This window comes from Leptospira ainazelensis (genome assembly GCF_016918785.1).
Classification (GTDB): Bacteria; Spirochaetota; Leptospiria; order Leptospirales; family Leptospiraceae; genus Leptospira; species Leptospira ainazelensis.
Genome location: NZ_JAFFPT010000025.1, coordinates 48,021 through 63,940 on the forward strand (window position 1 = coordinate 48,021; position 15,920 = coordinate 63,940).

The following is a 15,920-nucleotide window of genomic DNA, read 5'->3' on the forward strand; positions in this document are numbered from 1 at the left end:
TTCTTTAAGTCGATTCATTCTACTTTAAATCATATTCTCTGGGTGGACCTGTCGTGGACGGCGGGTTTGAGGGAAAAGTTCTTCCCAAAGGATCTGCAAGTTCGGATCTCTATTCCGACTTTGACGAACTTTCTTCCGCGAGAAAAGAATGTGATAAGAAGATCCTGGAATGGTCCCTCGGAATCGATTCGAGTTGGTTGGATTCCAATTATCGTTTTTTCAGCGTCGTTTATCAAAAGGAGTTGGAAAAGCCACTTTGGGTTTTGGTGGATCATATTTTCAATCACCAAACACATCACAGAGGACAGATCACGACCTTGATCTCTCAATTCGGTTTTGACGTCGGAATTACGGATCTCGCCTGGATGTAATTGAATTCTTAAATGGAACGCTTTAGATTTTTCTTATGGATCGGTTTTTGATTCACTCAAAATCTTTTCTTTTAAAATCAAAAACGGTCTTTCGATCAAAAGATATAAAAGCCAAGAAAAAAGAAAACAGTAGAGAACGGCGACTATAACCGCAAGCAAGAGCACTCCGACGCTCGGAGCCTGAGACCCCGAAACCACTTTCGAAACTGCGATTCCCGCGATCAGAATATTCCACAAATACATCGTATAACTTAGTCTTGCAATCGGTCTCAGGAATGGCGATTCCAAAAAAAAAGAAACCCAACCTTTTGTTTGGATCGCCGAAAAAATCAAAAACGCGAAACCTATATTAAAAAAATTGAAACCGAATATTCTACGAAACCAATGTTCCAAAGGGAATGTATGCCCGATCAATAGAAAGATAATTCCAATCGCAGGAATCGAATTTTCCAGCGATTTCGACCGTTCCGATCTCGATTGCGAAAAGATGATTCGAATTTCAGCAAGAAACATACCCGCGATTAAACTGTCCATTCGAGTATGGGAATAGATTAAAACCGAGATGTCTGCTTGTTCGAGAAAATAGAAAATTCTAAAAAACAAAGGGATCCAATAGAAAATCGCCAACAGGAGAATTCTTCTTTGGGGTTTTAGTTTTAAAAGCAGAAACGCGGAAACAAAAGGAAGAATCAGATAAAATTGTTCTTCTACGGATAAGGACCAACCTACCAAAGAAAGACGATGAGACGTATAATTTGAAATATAAAAAAAATCCGCGTAGCTGTTTTGTAACATCAAGGAAATAGAATTCAATTCCGCCGATTGTAACTCGTTCGGATTTCGGAGTTGTGAAATTTTCTGAAATTGTCCTTGATAATACAAAAAGAGAACGAGCAGACAAAAGTAGTAAGCCGGGAAAATTCGGAGCGTTCTCGCGGTAAAAAATCTCCTTTTACTGAAGAGTTCGGGCCGATCTTGATATTTTAGAATTCCTGAATATATGAGAAACCCGCTCAATACGAAAAAAAGGTCAACTCCGGAATTAAAATTGGAAAGTATGTTTTGAAAAATTTTCGGAATACTCGTAACCGAAAAGGAAAGCCATACGTGATAGATAATTACGAGTAAGATGGCAATCGCACGAATTCCGTTTAAAGACTGGATTTCTTTCTCGTTTTTGAGAAAGGGTGAAAAAATATATCGAGAAAATTTTAGCAACAAGGAAAACTCAAACTCAGTTTTTAACTGCTTTTTGTTTGTATAAAAGTTCTTTGATCAGATTTTTTTCGGATCTTCCTAAAATGCCTTTCTCTTCGAAAATCCCCAAAATCTCCATCGTAATTTCCGGTTCTAAAACTGAAAGATCGGCAAAAAGCGATTGATGATTGAGTTTTCCGGATTTGTATTTTTCCAGAATCGTGTGCGAAGATTCGATGATCTGTTGTTTACGAAGGACCAATTCTTCCATCGTGGAAAGGATCATAAAAATTTCAGGATCGTCCTCAAAAAGTTTTAGAATGTGCTGATAAATTCCCGGACTTCGGATGGGAAGTTCGTAGATTCCGTCTTTGAGTGAAAGGTATAATTCTTTTTCCTCGTCGATCGAGAGACCTGCGAGGGATTTTAAATCCGAGACCGTATCCGGAGGGAGAACCGTAAGAAATTGAGATGCAAATTCAGGATCTTTTGCTTCTCTTACACAATAGGCTACAAAACTACAAATTCTTTTTGAAGAGAGCGATTTCCAGTAATCGTTCGATTTTAAATCCAAAAAGGTGATATTCTTTCTTTCCCTTCGGCGTTCGTCTTCGGATTGCATGAAAATGTTGTATTCATGTATTACGATTTTATAAAGTAGTTTGTCGCTGAATGCATCGATCACTTCTTTTATTTTTTCGGGTTCGATGATCGCAAGAAAATATCTGAGAACTTCGAAGTACACTTCCCCCTTTGCGATAAAACCTTCTAGAACGAGCGGATGCGCTTGTAAAAAGGCGGACGCGCCTACGTTGATTCCCACCTTTCCTTCGGCAAAGGCGTTCATCTTTTCTTCGGCGATGCAGGATTCCCTAATTGCGCTACTCCATTCGTTTGGAATGAGATTTTGTCTGCAATTGGCAGGACACGGTTCCCCCAAAGAAATTCCAATTTTACAGAGAGTTTTTAAAATTCTTTCCAGAAGGTTTCCTTACGTCAGGGGACAAGATCTCCACAGTCTCTCATTTCAGGAGCGTATGGATTTTGTATTTTAGTGCCTTGTTTCACCCAGGTTTTTTTGACCATGGGACAATAGAATTTATTAAAGACTCCGTTTCCGCCCGCGAGTTTTACACTTTCGGCGAGGGTTTCGGAAAACGAAGAATACGCTTCGAAGAATTTTTCTAAGTCTTTCGCGTCCTTCTTGTGAAGGGAATGTAACATCTTCTCCGCCTCGGTTTTTAGACCCCCGTTCAATAGGATCAGAGCCCGAACGTCGGCTTCTAATTTGGAGAGGTCGGGAATTTTTTCTTCTTCCTTCATCAAGAAGCTATGAATGGATTCGTTTTCTAGTAAAATAGACTGGAGAGCGTCTTTTTCAGGTTCGGTGATAGGCGCTTTTTGTTTTGCGCAAAATGTAAGGAGTACAAGAATCCCAGCGGAAATTACAAATGGACGGAACATTCTCAAGGTCTCCAAGACGATCATAAGGTTAAGTCTAAGATTCTAGAAAAAACCTTGGTGTAAAGTAAGGAAACGAATAAAATACAAAAAATGCGAAAGACCTCTTTCGCATCGGTCTTTGATCTCGAAAAGCGCAAGATGTTTGAAAAACCTTCAAATCGATAACTGTTTAACCTCAATAGATCCCGCCTGTTTTATGTCCGCGGTTTTGTTCAAAGGCGATCTTCTCACGAGTTTTGGTTTCTGGAAACGGGTTGCACATTCTACCAGGTCTCGGATTCTACTGAAAATGAAAACGGAGTTCTTTTTCCATGGCTGACTTTTACAACAAACACATATTTGTTTGCGAAAACGTAAGGGGCGAAGGGGAAAGGGTTTCCTGCGGCCGTTCCGGTTCGATTCAGTTATTGGCTTCTTTAAAAAAGAAAATAAAGGACTTGTCGATTCCGGGAAAAATCCGAATTCAAAGGGCCGGTTGTTTGGATCGATGCGAGCTCGGTCCGGTCCAAGTGAGTTATCCGGAGGGAAGATGGTTTTCTCTGAGAACGGAGGAAGACATCGATATATTCTTAAAATATTATGTAGAATCGGAACAAATCGAAAAAATAGAACATTTAATCATCAAGGAAAACTCATGAATATCCCAAAAACATACAAGGCCTTAGAACTCAGAGAATACAGTGAAAATAAAAACAGAGCTCAGATCGTCGAAAAGACGATTCGTCCCTTAAAAAAGGGCGAAGTTCTGATTCGGATGCACTCCGCATCCATCAATCCTTCCGACTTGATGTTCTTACGCGGACTCTACGGTATCAAAAAGAAACTTCCGGTAGTCCCGGGTTTCGAAGGAAGCGGACAGGTAGTCGCTTCGGGCGGAGGTTTTTACGGATCTTATCTTAAGGGTAAGAATGTGGCCTGCACCGCGCCGGGAAGAGGCGACGGCGTTTATGCGGAGTATATGATCACCGACGCATTTAGTTGTCTTCCGATCGGAAGGGATCTTTCTTTGGAACAAGGCGCTTGTCTTTATGTAAATCCGATCACTGCGATCGCGATGGTGGATCTCGCTGAAAAATACGGAGCGAAGGCGATCGTTCAAACGGCCGCCGCGAGCGCCTTGGGAAAGATGGTCGTCGGAATCGCCGCTCGAAAGGGAATACAAGTGATCAACGTAGTCCGGAAACCGGAACAGGAAGAAGCCCTAAAAGCGGTCGGTGCAAAACACATCCTCAATTCGGAGGTTTCCAATTTCGAAAGACAACTCAGAGTTCTTTCCAATGAACTCAAAGCGACCGTTTGTCTGGATGCCGTGGCGGGAGAATTGACCACAAAAGTCCTGCTCGCGATGCCTTACGGAAGCCGGGCGATCATCTATGGAGCGTTATCCGAAAAGGAAATCCCGCTCCATGCAGGAATGATGATATTCCAAGATAAAAAATTGGAAGGTTTTTGGCTTTCCACCTGGGTTCCACAACAAAGTCCGTACAAAATCTGGAAACTTTCCAAAGAGTTGAGATCCTTGGCTAAGAAAGAATTAAAAACCGATATAGCCGCGAGGTTTCCCTTGGACAAAGCCGTGGAAGCGATCGATAATTATGCCGCAAACATGACGAAGGGAAAAGTTCTGATTCAAACTCCTTTCGCCGAAGGAAAATAAAATTTGAAAACTATCGATTCTAAAATCCGAATCGGGAATGTTCTGCTTTTCGTTTTTTTGTTTTTCCTTTCTTCCTGTTCCGCCCTGAAAGATAATTACAAGGCTCTTCAGAAGTGTAAGTTCCAGGTTCTTTCTTTGGAAGCTCAAAAGGCCGAGCTCATTTCATTTCCGCCGGTCCCCAAGATTATCTTTTTGGCGAAAGTGGAAATTGAAAATCCGAATGAAACGGATGTGACGATTCACAAATTCGATCTTTCCTTTTTTGTTCCGGATTCTTCCGAAAAAGAATCGGAGCTCGCTCGAGTGATATCAAACGAACAGATCGTGATTCCCGCGCTCCAGAAGAAGTTAGTGGACCTTCAGGTTGAAACCTTATTCGAAAAGAAGATGGATCGAAATCTTCTTCAAATCGCGCTCGGAATCTTACAGGCGGGTCTTTCCGGAAAGGAACTTCTTTTTACGATTCGCGGGAATTTCGAATACGAAACGATCCTCGGAGCGGTTCAGATCCCGGTGAACGAAAAAATTCCTTTAAAACCTTCGAAGAAAAGTTCGTTCGGTTTTTGACGGATCTTTCGTATTTGAATCCAAAGCTTCTTCGATGGAAATGGTGAATACGATGTATTTTTTATTTTTAAAGAATCTTTTGCAAAGACTCCTGAAGTTTTTTACCATCGGATCCTTACTTTTATTTTATTTTAACGGATGTTATCAGAAAAATACGGACGCCGACTTTTACGAGTTTGAAGACGCTAACACGAAGCTGATCGTTGCGTATCAAGCCAAGGATGTTCTTTGTAATACGAATCGAAGAGTGACCGCGTTTGTTCCAGGAAGATCCAGAAAAAAGGATATTGAACTTTGTGTCAGCGCGGTCTTTGCGGTGAGTTGTGAGTCATGGTCCTCCACTTCGACGGATGCGACACCGGCTACCTGCAAAGGGATCGAGTTTCGATATTAAGGAAATTGAATGAAACCTGCGGAATGGTTTTTTGGAATCAGCCTCTTGTTTGCGGGTTTTATCTACCTTTTTCTTCTTTTGGTTAGAAAGAAGGAAAAAAGCGGATCCAATTCTATGGTTAAATACGGTCTTCCTAAAGAGAAAGAAGACGGCGCTTCCGCGTCGAGTCGCTCCGATTCAAGGGATTCTTCAAATCCAAAAACGAATATCTTGGAAGTTTTTGATTACAACGGAATCAAAATCATGCACGAGAACGGAATTTATACCGTTAACACAGGCGGAGAAATCGAAGTCTACGGTTCCTGGCAAACACTTCCTTCGCGTTATCAACGAATGGTCAAAGAGATGGATCATCGTGCGACCGGAGAGAAAAAAGCGGGTAAGTATTATATGGAAATTCTCAACGGAGTTTATTACGTGATCTTTCCGGACGGGAAAAAACAAAAATACAAACACTTCGAAGAAATTCCGGAAAAGATCCGAAAAAATCTCGGTTATTAAACGAATTCGTTTTAGAAAGTGTTCTCTTTAAAGAATCAAATTCTATTTTTTTATCGCAGGTTAAGGAGCGGAAATCGTTTCACAATTTCGTTAATCGATTCTTATTTAAAAACACGTTATCTGGTATTTGATCCAAGGCTGTCGATCGGCGCTGAATCCTTCAATCCAACCTTGGACGCGTTCTTAAAAGAACAGGGAGAGGAAGAATGGGCTTATTTGACCGCGTTCAATCCTCGTTCGAAAATTCTTTCCACTGAAGAAAACCAAAGTAGAAATCGTGAACTCAAGCTCGAATTGAATTCTTATCTCGTTTTGGAAGGGGAAGGAAAAGGTGAGGATTCGGAATGGGTTCCTGAATCCAGTTTTCTAGTGTTAGGAATTTCGGAAAAGGAGGCGATTCTTCTTGGAAAAAAATTTCAACAAAACGCGATTCTGATCGGAAGGATCAACCGAAGGTCCAAACTGAAATTTTTATACTGAATTCTAAAATCGCTTTTCTTTTTCCATTCCTATACGAATCTTCCGTTCTGTGAATCGTTTGCCTTTTATTCTAAGTTTGAGTTTTCTCTTATCCTTTTCTTGCGGTCCTTTTTTTTCGCCTAATATCGATTCCACAAAAGTTAGAATTCCAGCGGATGGAAAATCAGTCGCCGTGATTACGATCACAAATCCGTATTTAGGAACTCCCGATTCTTTTCGATGGAATGAAAGCGAAAGTTTATTGAAACTTCTTTCCTTGGAGAATTCCGGTTCTAAGCAAATCATTCGTTTGATTGCAGGTTATAAACCGGGAAAACAGATTCTTCACACTCAGTCGGGAAAGGTTGTTGAGATCGAGTTGTTTTCGAGAGAAGGAGATTGGGACGAGGACGGATTTCCCGATATGTCCGAACTCAGATCCGAAGAGGATCGCCAGGCATTTCGTCAGTGGTTTATTCAAATCGCTCTTTCCCAATATCTAAAAGAAACCGGTTCTTGGAACGTTCAGGAAAGAGATTGTAGCGGACTGATTCGATTCTCATACAAAGAAGCTTTAAAAAAGCATGATTTATCTTGGCAGAAAAAAATAGGAATTCTTCTCGATAAGAACATTCCCGATGTCCGTGAATTCCAATATCCGGATATACCTTCTATCGGTATCAATTTATTTAGAACCGGATTAAAAACCTTCGGCGCCTTTGCGGACGCTGAAAGTCTTGAAAAATTCAATACGTTCTTTGTTTCGAAACACTTGGAATCCGGACTTCAGGGTGATATTTTATTTTTTCGCGAGGACCGAGGAAATGGTACTAATTTTCACTCGATGATTTTAGTGGAAGAAAATAAAACGAATCCACTTTTATTGTATCATACAGGTTCTCAGAGGGGAATTCAATTGATTCGGGCGAAAGAATTGCGGAAGAGTTATCGATTTTCACCGGAGCTGAACAATCCTTCTTTTTTGGGAATTTATCGATTTCGTATTTTAGATTGAGGTTATGGAATGAAACGCGTTCAAAATTGGATTCTTGGTTTGTCGTTCGGGGCCGTGTTGGTTTTGGGGATAGCGTATCGATTTCCAATCTCGGGGAGCCCTAATTTTTATTTGGGAACGGATCGAAGTTTCGGTCCCGGAGAAAAACCTTATATCAACTTGGAAGGAAACGGCCGAGCGGATTACGAATTTAGAATTTATAAAATCGCGGATCCACAGGCATTTCTTTCTAAAAAAGTTAAAGAAAGGTTGATCCAAGAAAATAACGAAGGCGCGTTCGGAAATCCGATCTCGCTTTTTTCCCGAACGATGGATAAGTTTGAAAGGAATTTCAGATCCGTAGCAAGAAAGGAATTCAATTCTGCGACTCGTTCCGCATTGAAGGATACGTTAGGAATCAATTACGAAGCCGCTTCAAAGGAACGAACTCTGGCGGTTGCTTCCATTCTTCCCGAACACGAATTGATTTCAACCTTCTTCGTTCCCAGCGTCGCCTCTTCCTGGGCCTATCGAAGAATTCCCGTTCCGGTTTCGGATAACGGCGTCTATCTTGTGGAAGGAGTTTCCGGCTCCAACATCGCTTATACGGTTCTTGTAAGATCGGGTTTAAATTTTTTAGTAAAACAAGCCAGTTCCGAAACGTTTGTTTACGTCGCGAGAAAAGATACGGGAGAACCGGTTTCCGACGTCGATCTGAGTTTGTTTAGTCTTGAGACGGGAGGTATATTCCATTCTTCTAAAACCGGCTCGGACGGAACCTTTCTTTATAAAGGAAATTCTCCCGTTAAAACTCTCATCTTAGCTAAGAAGGGGGGAGAATACGCCGTCTCCGATCCTGAATTCTATTCCAGTTCCTTTTACGGAGAAGGTGGGGCGAGAGCTTACATTTATACGGAAAGACCCGTTTATAGACCCGGCGATACGGTTTACTTTAAAGGTGTAGTTCGTAATTTCAATCGAGACGATTATAGAGTGGCTTCGGGGGCGGCCACGGTTTCCATTCACTCCGAAGAGGGAGAAAGTCCGTTGCCTGCGATTCCTGTTTCCATCTCCGGCGATCAAGGAACGTTTTCGGGAGAATTTCAAATTCCGAGCGATGAATCGATCAAACTCGGAAACTTCACTTTGGTTTTGAATTTTAAAGATCAAACCTTTCAGACCGAATTCTCTGTGGAAGCCTATGTCAAACCTACCTTCCTTGTTACGGTTAACGTGCCAAAATCCAATTTTCTTCAGAAGGAAGAAGTGAACGCTACCGTAAAAGCGAGATACTATTACGGTCAACCTTTGAACGGAAAGGATGTTCAGTTCCGCGTTTTTAGAAGACCAAAGTTCGATTTTTCTCCGGTCGGTAAAATGAATTTCGACGCGAGCGCCGATTATCTGGAACAAGCGGGTCAGAGCGACAAACAAGAGTTGGTTCATAGCGGAACGGGTTCTTTGGACAAAAAAGGAACTTACTCTATAAAATTTAAACCGAACAAAGTGGACGCCGATTCCATTTATACGGTCATCGCTTCCGTACAATCCGAAGATCTTACGCTGGATGGAGCGACTTCGTTTTCAGTAAACAGAAGCGCATTCTTTTTGAAGATGGAAAAAGATCAGTCAGTTTACGAACCTGGAAAGGAAAGTAAACTTACGATCAAACTGGTTCCGTACGACAAAACGTTAAGCGAAGAAGCCCGAAAGAAGGAGATCCAAGGACGTAAGGTGGAACTCGTACTTTACAATCGAGAAATCCAACATTCCTCCGAAGGCGGACGTTCTAAAATTTCCAAAATCTCCGCGACTACCGATGTTTCCGGGAGCGCGCAAGTTTCGTTTCAAATTCCAAAACGAGGGCAATACATAGTTACCGCTGAAACGGAAGACGAAGAAGGAAATGAAACCAAAAGTGAAACTTTCTTTTGGGCTTCTTCCGTTTCGGACTCGATCGATATCCCTTTTAAGGATATCAATCTGAAACCGAGCAAGGATTTATATTCCGTCGGAGAGAATGCGGAGATTCTGATCCTTAGTCCTATTTCCAACGGCCACGTAGTTCTTACCGTGGAAGGGAATCGGATTTTTAAAAGTCAAGTTGTCAAGATGAAAGGAAACGCTTTGAAGTATTCGGTAAAGATCGCTCCGGAGATGAGTCCCAACTTTACGTTATCCGCCGTTCAATTCTCGGGAAGCGAGGTTTACAAGAGTCAGGTTCGGATCGTGGCTCCTCCGGAGGAAAAATTCATCAAAGTCGATTTGACGTCCGTTAATAAAGTCTATCGCCCCGGAGATAAGGCGGAAATCAAATTGAAAACGACAGGTCTCGGAGGCAAGGCCGTTTCAGCTGAAATCTCGGTCGCGGTCGTCGACGAAGCGATTTACCAAATCAAAGAGGAAAAAATTCCGAACATCGGCACATTTTTCTATCATCCGAGAAGAAATAACGTTCAAACAACATTAGCTTCTTCTTATAAGTTTTTCGGTTATTCGGAGGAGAAACGTCTCAAGCTTGCCTTGGGTAAAAAGGGAGAATCCGGTTATTCCGCAATCAAAAACGAAGAACAGAATCGAGATCGATTTAAGGATACTAGTTTTTGGAACGCGAAGGTCAAAACCTCTGCGGACGGAACCGCGGTCGTAAGTTTTGTTCTGCCGGACAATCTCACTTCTTGGAGAGTTACGGCGATCGCAATTACTTCCGATACGAAAGTCGGTCGAGGACAAACAAACTTCGTAACAAAAAAAGATCTTATGATTTTGGGCGGTCTGCCTCGATACATTCTCAAAGGAGAATCCCAAAAGGTCACCGCTACGATTTCCAATCAGACAAATCGCAAATTTCCCGTAAACGTTTCTCTAAAAGTTGAAGGTCTGAAAACGGTCGGCCCTGAAACCGCGACGATCCATTTGGAACCGGGCCAGAATCAATCGGTTCAATTTACGGTTCAGGCGCTTCAAGATCCGAAAATTAAATTAGCAAAATTGAATATTGTTGCTTCGGGAGGCGGTGTTTCCGATTCCATCCGATCCGAAATTCCGCTGAAGGTTTGGGGATCGCCTCGGGTGAGCTCGGATAGCCTAGGACTGAATAAGGGAACCGGTTCCGGGGTATTAAAGTTGAACGTAACTAAAGAGTTGGCGGATCCTTATTTGGAAATCAGATTGAGCCCGGCGACCTTGCCGGCGTTAAATCAATCTTTGGAATATTTGGCGGATTATCCTTACGGTTGTGTGGAACAAACGATGAGTCGTTTTTATCCACTTCTTTCGGCTCAGAAGGCGGGTTTTGTAAATTCTCGAATTCAAAAAGAATTACCTAAAATGATCGAAGTCGGTTTAAAAAGTGTTCAAGCTTTGCAGAGAACGGACGGAGGTTTCGGTTGGTTCGAGGGAAATTCGGAGAGCGATATTCTGATGTCCGCCTATGTTTTGAAAGGATTGGCGATCAGTCAGAAAAACGGCGCAAGGGTTACCGCGAATACGATTTATCGGGCTCGAAATTTTCTTTATTCCTCCCTCGAAAGAGGAGATGTTTCGGATAACGTAAAATCTCATGTTCTGAATGCGCTGAGCGAAAGCGGATCCTTGGAAAATTCTTTGGTGGAAAGTCTTTCCAAATCGGAATCCAAACTGAACTTCTACAGCAAAGCCTTGTTAGGATTGACCCTTTATAATCAAGGTAAAAAAGCGGAAGCGTCTCGGTTATTTAAAAAGGCGATGGAAGAAAGCGGACTTGGAAAAACTCCGTTTTTAAAATTGGCTTCTTACGGTAAAAATCCGAATTGGGAAGAAGATAGAATAGAGGGTTTGTCCAGTTTGTTGAGTCTCGGCGTTCGTTTAAACGAGAACGAAACCGTTTTGGAAAACTTTGCCTCGACCATTCTCACAAATCGAAACGGTTATGCCTGGAACAATTCCAGGGATACTTCTTTGGCGGTGCTGAGTTTATCGGAATATTTGACCGTTCTTCGCGAAACGGATTCATCCGCCGATGTAGAGATTAAACTGAACGGAACCACGCTCAAAACCGCGACGGTTTCTCCGAAATCCGAAGACGGAGAACTTTTTAAGATCGTAGTCGCGAACGATCTCATTCATTCGGGTGAGAATCGGATAGAAGTGATCAAGAAGGACGGCCCCGTATTTTACGCGACGGCGTCGTTGTTCTACAAGGATCGATCTAAAAAAATATCCTCGTTTACGAACGGAATTCAAGTACAGAGAAAATATTATAAGGTGAAACCGGGTTCGGATGGCTCGGGAATCGATGTTTCAGAATCCAAATCCTTTTCCACCGGAGACATTGTATTAGTGGAATTGAATGTAGTCAAAGAGGGGAATCCGGATTCTTACTTTATGATAGAAGACGTTCTATTGCCGGGTTTTTCCTTTCTTCAAAGAGATGCGGAATATCTTTCGGGAGATAGAAAGGTAGAATACGATTCTCGTCAGATTTTTGCCGATCGCGTCGTTTTTTTCAGCTCGGGGCCTAAAAAGGATTTTACGGTTCGTTATTTTCTTCGAGCCGAAGTCGGAGGTAAATACAAGGCCATTCCTGCGAGGGCTTATCTTATGTATTATCCCGAAGTAACTGGAGGGAGCTCCGATGATGAAATCAAAGTGGATTAGAACGATTCTCTTTCGATTTCGTTTATCAAAACTTACTATTCAATCGGAGATTTTAATGAAACGAAAAATTTCAAACTATATCAGAATGCCGTTTTTCTTTTTTCTTATGTTCTTTGCGGTTTCAAATGTATATTCTCAATCCTTGGTAATCGAATCTCCAAACGGCGGATTTACTACGGAAAGGATTCAAAAAATTTCGGGATCGGTTTCCGGATTAGTCGGAGATAGAATTACGATCGTACTCAACGGTATTCCGCAGACGGTCCCCGTTAGCGGAGGAAGGTTCGCGATGAACGCAGTCGTCGCACCCGGAAACAATCTGATCGAAATCAAAGCGGGAAAAACTTCGGAGAAAATTTCCTTTTTTGCAAAGGTTCCTCCAAGGGATATCAAGGTGGTTTTGATCTGGGACACACAAACTGACGTGGATCTTTGGGTAGTCGATCCGAAAGGTGAGAAGTGTTATTATTCCCATCCTTCCACCCAATCGGGCGGAAATTTGGACGTCGACGTGATCGACGGATTCGGTCCGGAAACATTTACGATGGCAAAGGCATTGCCCGGAAATTATTCGGTTCAGGTCCAATACTACGGCTCCTACGATAAACCCATCACTCGTGTGAACGCATACGTTGTTCTTTACGAGGGAAAGTCGAACGAAAAGCGGATGCGGTTCCAGTTTGTGATGACCAAATCGCAACAAGTATATCATCTCGCCAATTTTGAAATCGAACCGGAGAATTGAACTTTGTTTCGGTTTCTTTTTTATCCATTGAATTCGTTCTTTTTTAATCCGGGTATATTTTTTGTTCTGATCTGTATTCAATTTTCATTGTATTCTGAAACTACAAACGGACTTCGTTTTCAATACTTGGATTCTACGATTCGAAATTTTGAAAGCGAGAACTCCAATTCGAAGTCTGCGGTTTTGATTCTTGAAACCGAGTCCGGTATCGTTCGTTACGTATTTCATCCGGAGATGGCGATTGAAAAAAAATTCGGTCCCGGCTCTCTTTTAAAACCGTTCTCCGCCTTGATCTTTTTAAAATATAAGAACGAGCTCGGTTTTTCACCTTCGGATAAAATCAATTGCCAAGGTCGATTTTATCCGGAAGATACGATGGAGATCGTAAAGAGTGATCTGTCTCGATTTCATCTGCCGCAGGATCAGAACGGAAAGAAATACTTACGATGTTCTTTGAGAGAAGGACACGGACGGGTCGATTTGGAACAAGCATTGGTTCAATCCTGCAATGTTTATTTCTTAAAGAGCGCGAGTAAGAATCCGGAGTTCTTCTATTCAAAATTGAGATCCGATTTCGAATTAACGAACTCGGCCCAATCCAGATTGAAACCGTACAAAGAAACTCCTGGAAACTTTGAAGAATCTCCAAGCAACTTGAGAAAAGTCAGCTCGTCGATCGGGGAAGGCGGCTTTTTACTGAGTCCTCTTAAAGTTTCCCAATTGTATGCTTCCATATGGACTTCGGGACCGAGGCTTTCCCCTTCTTGGGAAACTTCAGAAAAAAGAATCAAAGTAAGCGATAATCCTTTTTCAAACCGAGACGTTCATTTTGTTTTGTCCGCTTTGGCTTCCGTTCCGAAAACCGGAACTCTCAAAGAACTCGAAACTTTTAAAAACCCTGCGATAGAAATCGTAGGAGCAAAAACCGGGACCGGGACGATCTATACAAAAAAATATGAGACTCACGGTTGGATTACTCTGAATTTTAAGATAAAAAGAAAAAATTATCTGCTCACCGCCTTTGTGGAAAAAGGCTCGGGAAGCAAACAAGCTCAACGTTTGGTTTTAAAAATCCTAAACGAGATCGGAAAACATGACAACCTCTCTTGGAGAAAAGAATGAAGGAAAGAATAAAAATCTGGATCGAAAAATCCAAATCGTTTTTGAATCAGACGAAGATAAAAATAAAAGAGAGCTGGGATCGTTTTGTTCCGATCTTCCAAGAAAAAATTTGGAAGGATCCGAAAAGACGTTATTCCTTTCTTTTCGCTCTTGTATTTACCGTTTCGGTTTTTTCCTACGCTTTTTTGAGAGACAAGTATTCTTTCGATTCTTCCATCGATGATCCGGCGCTCTTAATTCCGGATAACGCAAGTTTGGCGATCGAGGTTTTTCGTCCGGAAGAATTTATAGAAGACATTTCCAAAACCGAAATCGGTAAAAAACTCTCCGAAGACGGAACGTTTCAAAAAACATTAACACTTCCCGAATTGAGAAAGGTAAGTTCCATTCTTTATCTTTTGGAAACAAAGGCGGGAGTATTGACGGAGCCGAGTCGATTGGCCAATCTTTTTGACGGCCCCGTGGCAACCGCGCTCTTGCAAAAAAAGGATTGGATCGTAGTAGGTAAAGCGAGTATCAAATCCAAATTTGGGGTGAGCCTTTTAACCTTGTTTCAAGGGGAAAAAATTGCAAAAGCAAAAACGGATATAAAAACCGAACCGCAGACCGAAGGAGAATCTAATTCCGAAACACCCGGGCAGACTCATAGCGCCGACGATTTTACGGATCAATTCACCGTAGGATCGGAAAGTTTTGGAAACTTGGAGATGTATCAGTATGACTTTGGACAAGAGATCGTATATATTACCGTAATCGGAAATTTTATATTGATCACCAATTCAAAGGAAACTTTGGGTCTTTCACTCGGACTGGCATCTTCAAAAAACAATTCTTCGCTGGGAAATCTAAAAGGATTTAATAGTTTGCGCGAGTCCGCGCAAAAAAAGGAAAACAAACTTCTATTTTATGCGGGTAAGAATTCTTTGTTAACACCGCTTTTGAAACCGAGTTTTGGAAATTCAGGAATGGGACTTTTACTCGGTTGGAAGGAACACGGATTGTTGGAAGGTGAAGTTTACAGACTTGGAGGGGAACAGACTGAAATCAATTCGAATTCGATAACTCCGAGCCTTTCCAAAATTCTCCCAAAAGATCTGACCGCGACGTTTTATTCCGAGACGCTCAAACCGATTGAAGTCTGGAAAACGTTAAGCGAAATGGACGGGGAATGGGAGAATTTTTCCAAAGGTTTCGAACGATTCAGTGAAAGCTCTGGAATCAATCCGAAGAATTATTTTCAAGAATCACAGGGTGTCGCTTTTTCCTTTCACGGATTGGATTTGAAGAACGGTATGATTTATCCAAGATTCGGAATCTCCTTTGCATCCTCGGTAAAGGACGATCGAATTTTAAAAGCCGTTTTTAAAGTCGGGTCAAAAACAAAACAAAACTTTCAAAACGTGGAATTCTCGGCTTACACCCTAAAACAAGAAGGTTACTATTCCCCATCCTCGATACAATGGAACGATTGGTCTTTTTTCGGTTCCGATAGAAAAAGCGCGGAAGAAACGATATCTACAAAGAACGGGAATAAACCGAACCAGACCGATTTATTCGCTTCGGCAACGTTCGAAAATCAGCGTTCTTATCCTCATCATATCAGCATATATATTCCAAATTTATTAAGTGATTTGAAAAAATTTTATTTGTACGGCGCGAGTGATTCTTCGGAATACACTTCGAAAACGATTGAGAGGGACATTCAACCGATTTTTGATAAGATGAAATTATATTCTCATTTTTCTATGTCCTTTGGAAACGGCAACGCCGGGGAAGTTTGGGGAAAGGTAAACGTTAAAGCCGAATAAGAG

The 15,920-nt window shown here is 41.8% G+C and carries 15 protein-coding genes; 12 read left to right on the forward strand and 3 right to left on the reverse strand.

What is annotated here, in order from left to right; all coding sequences use genetic code 11:
* Positions 1-53: 53 nt before the first annotated feature.
* Positions 54-371, forward strand: a complete 318-nt coding sequence (locus tag JWG44_RS22435) for a DinB family protein (RefSeq protein WP_205274140.1) — start codon at positions 54-56, stop codon at positions 369-371.
* A gap of 33 nt (positions 372-404) precedes the next feature.
* Here the strand turns inward: JWG44_RS22435 and JWG44_RS06405 are convergent, their stop codons facing one another.
* Genes JWG44_RS06405 through JWG44_RS06415 form a run of 3 tightly spaced genes read right to left on the reverse strand, consistent with a single transcriptional unit; the run spans position 405 to position 3,056 of the window.
* Positions 405-1,592, reverse strand: coding sequence for an acyltransferase family protein (locus tag JWG44_RS06405; RefSeq protein WP_205274141.1), 1,188 nt, complete (start codon positions 1,590-1,592; stop codon positions 405-407).
* 13 nt (positions 1,593-1,605) lie between these two features.
* Positions 1,606-2,550, reverse strand: coding sequence for a hypothetical protein (locus tag JWG44_RS06410; protein WP_205274358.1), 945 nt, complete (start codon positions 2,548-2,550; stop codon positions 1,606-1,608).
* Between the two features lie 14 nt (positions 2,551-2,564).
* Positions 2,565-3,056: an LIC13259/LIC11441 family protein gene (locus JWG44_RS06415; RefSeq protein WP_408611894.1), complete on the reverse strand. Its 492-nt coding sequence runs from the start codon at positions 3,054-3,056 to the stop codon at positions 2,565-2,567.
* A gap of 287 nt (positions 3,057-3,343) precedes the next feature.
* Here JWG44_RS06415 and JWG44_RS06420 point away from each other — a divergent pair, with 287 nt between their 5' ends.
* The 11 genes from JWG44_RS06420 to JWG44_RS06470 all read left to right on the forward strand — a co-directional run bounded on the left by JWG44_RS06420 (position 3,344) and on the right by JWG44_RS06470 (position 15,917).
* Positions 3,344-3,670 carry a (2Fe-2S) ferredoxin domain-containing protein gene (locus tag JWG44_RS06420; RefSeq protein WP_205274142.1) on the forward strand — a complete coding sequence of 109 codons (327 nt, stop codon included), beginning with the start codon at positions 3,344-3,346 and terminating at the stop codon, positions 3,668-3,670.
* Positions 3,667-4,689, forward strand: a complete 1,023-nt coding sequence (locus JWG44_RS06425; RefSeq protein ID WP_205274143.1) for a zinc-binding dehydrogenase — start codon at positions 3,667-3,669, stop codon at positions 4,687-4,689. The genes JWG44_RS06420 and JWG44_RS06425 overlap by 4 nt, the downstream gene beginning before the upstream one ends.
* 12 nt (positions 4,690-4,701) lie before the next feature.
* Positions 4,702-5,256: an LEA type 2 family protein gene (locus JWG44_RS06430; RefSeq protein WP_408611904.1), complete on the forward strand. Its 555-nt coding sequence runs from the start codon at positions 4,702-4,704 to the stop codon at positions 5,254-5,256.
* A 52-nt stretch (positions 5,257-5,308) separates the two neighbouring features.
* Complete coding sequence (locus tag JWG44_RS06435; protein ID WP_232371531.1) at positions 5,309-5,650, forward strand: LIC13255 family lipoprotein; 342 nt, start codon at positions 5,309-5,311, stop codon at positions 5,648-5,650.
* A 9-nt stretch (positions 5,651-5,659) separates the two neighbouring features.
* Complete coding sequence (locus JWG44_RS06440) at positions 5,660-6,151, forward strand: hypothetical protein (protein WP_205274145.1); 492 nt, start codon at positions 5,660-5,662, stop codon at positions 6,149-6,151.
* 18 nt (positions 6,152-6,169) lie between these two features.
* Positions 6,170-6,631, forward strand: a complete 462-nt coding sequence (locus JWG44_RS06445) for a DUF3293 domain-containing protein (RefSeq protein WP_332460776.1) — start codon at positions 6,170-6,172, stop codon at positions 6,629-6,631.
* Between the two features lie 49 nt (positions 6,632-6,680).
* Complete coding sequence (locus JWG44_RS06450; protein ID WP_332460777.1) at positions 6,681-7,625, forward strand: DUF1175 family protein; 945 nt, start codon at positions 6,681-6,683, stop codon at positions 7,623-7,625.
* 9 nt (positions 7,626-7,634) lie between these two features.
* Positions 7,635-12,242, forward strand: a complete 4,608-nt coding sequence (locus tag JWG44_RS06455; RefSeq protein WP_205274146.1) for an alpha-2-macroglobulin family protein — start codon at positions 7,635-7,637, stop codon at positions 12,240-12,242.
* 106 nt (positions 12,243-12,348) lie between these two features.
* Complete coding sequence (locus tag JWG44_RS06460; RefSeq protein ID WP_408611905.1) at positions 12,349-12,987, forward strand: YfaP family protein; 639 nt, start codon at positions 12,349-12,351, stop codon at positions 12,985-12,987.
* 3 nt (positions 12,988-12,990) lie between these two features.
* Positions 12,991-14,109: a penicillin-binding transpeptidase domain-containing protein gene (locus JWG44_RS06465; RefSeq protein WP_232371515.1), complete on the forward strand. Its 1,119-nt coding sequence runs from the start codon at positions 12,991-12,993 to the stop codon at positions 14,107-14,109.
* Entirely contained in the window at positions 14,106-15,917 is a 1,812-nt protein-coding gene (locus JWG44_RS06470) for a hypothetical protein (protein ID WP_232371516.1), read from the forward strand. The genes JWG44_RS06465 and JWG44_RS06470 overlap by 4 nt, the downstream gene beginning before the upstream one ends.
* Positions 15,918-15,920: the final 3 nt, after the last annotated feature.

What these genes read in the sequence shown, in the direction of transcription:
- JWG44_RS06440 (WP_205274145.1), top strand. Translation starts at nt 5,660, where the DNA reads ATGAAACCTGCGGAATGGTTTTTTGGAATCAGCCTCTTGTTTGCGGGT.
- JWG44_RS06470 (WP_232371516.1), top strand. Translation starts at nt 14,106, where the DNA reads ATGAAGGAAAGAATAAAAATCTGGATCGAAAAATCCAAATCGTTTTTG.
- JWG44_RS06455 (WP_205274146.1), top strand. Translation starts at nt 7,635, where the DNA reads ATGAAACGCGTTCAAAATTGGATTCTTGGTTTGTCGTTCGGGGCCGTG.
- JWG44_RS06420 (WP_205274142.1), top strand. Translation starts at nt 3,344, where the DNA reads ATGGCTGACTTTTACAACAAACACATATTTGTTTGCGAAAACGTAAGG.
- JWG44_RS06415 (WP_408611894.1), bottom strand. Translation starts at nt 3,056, where the DNA reads ATGATCGTCTTGGAGACCTTGAGAATGTTCCGTCCATTTGTAATTTCC.
- JWG44_RS06425 (WP_205274143.1), top strand. Translation starts at nt 3,667, where the DNA reads ATGAATATCCCAAAAACATACAAGGCCTTAGAACTCAGAGAATACAGT.
- JWG44_RS06435 (WP_232371531.1), top strand. Translation starts at nt 5,309, where the DNA reads ATGTATTTTTTATTTTTAAAGAATCTTTTGCAAAGACTCCTGAAGTTT.
- JWG44_RS06460 (WP_408611905.1), top strand. Translation starts at nt 12,349, where the DNA reads ATGTTCTTTGCGGTTTCAAATGTATATTCTCAATCCTTGGTAATCGAA.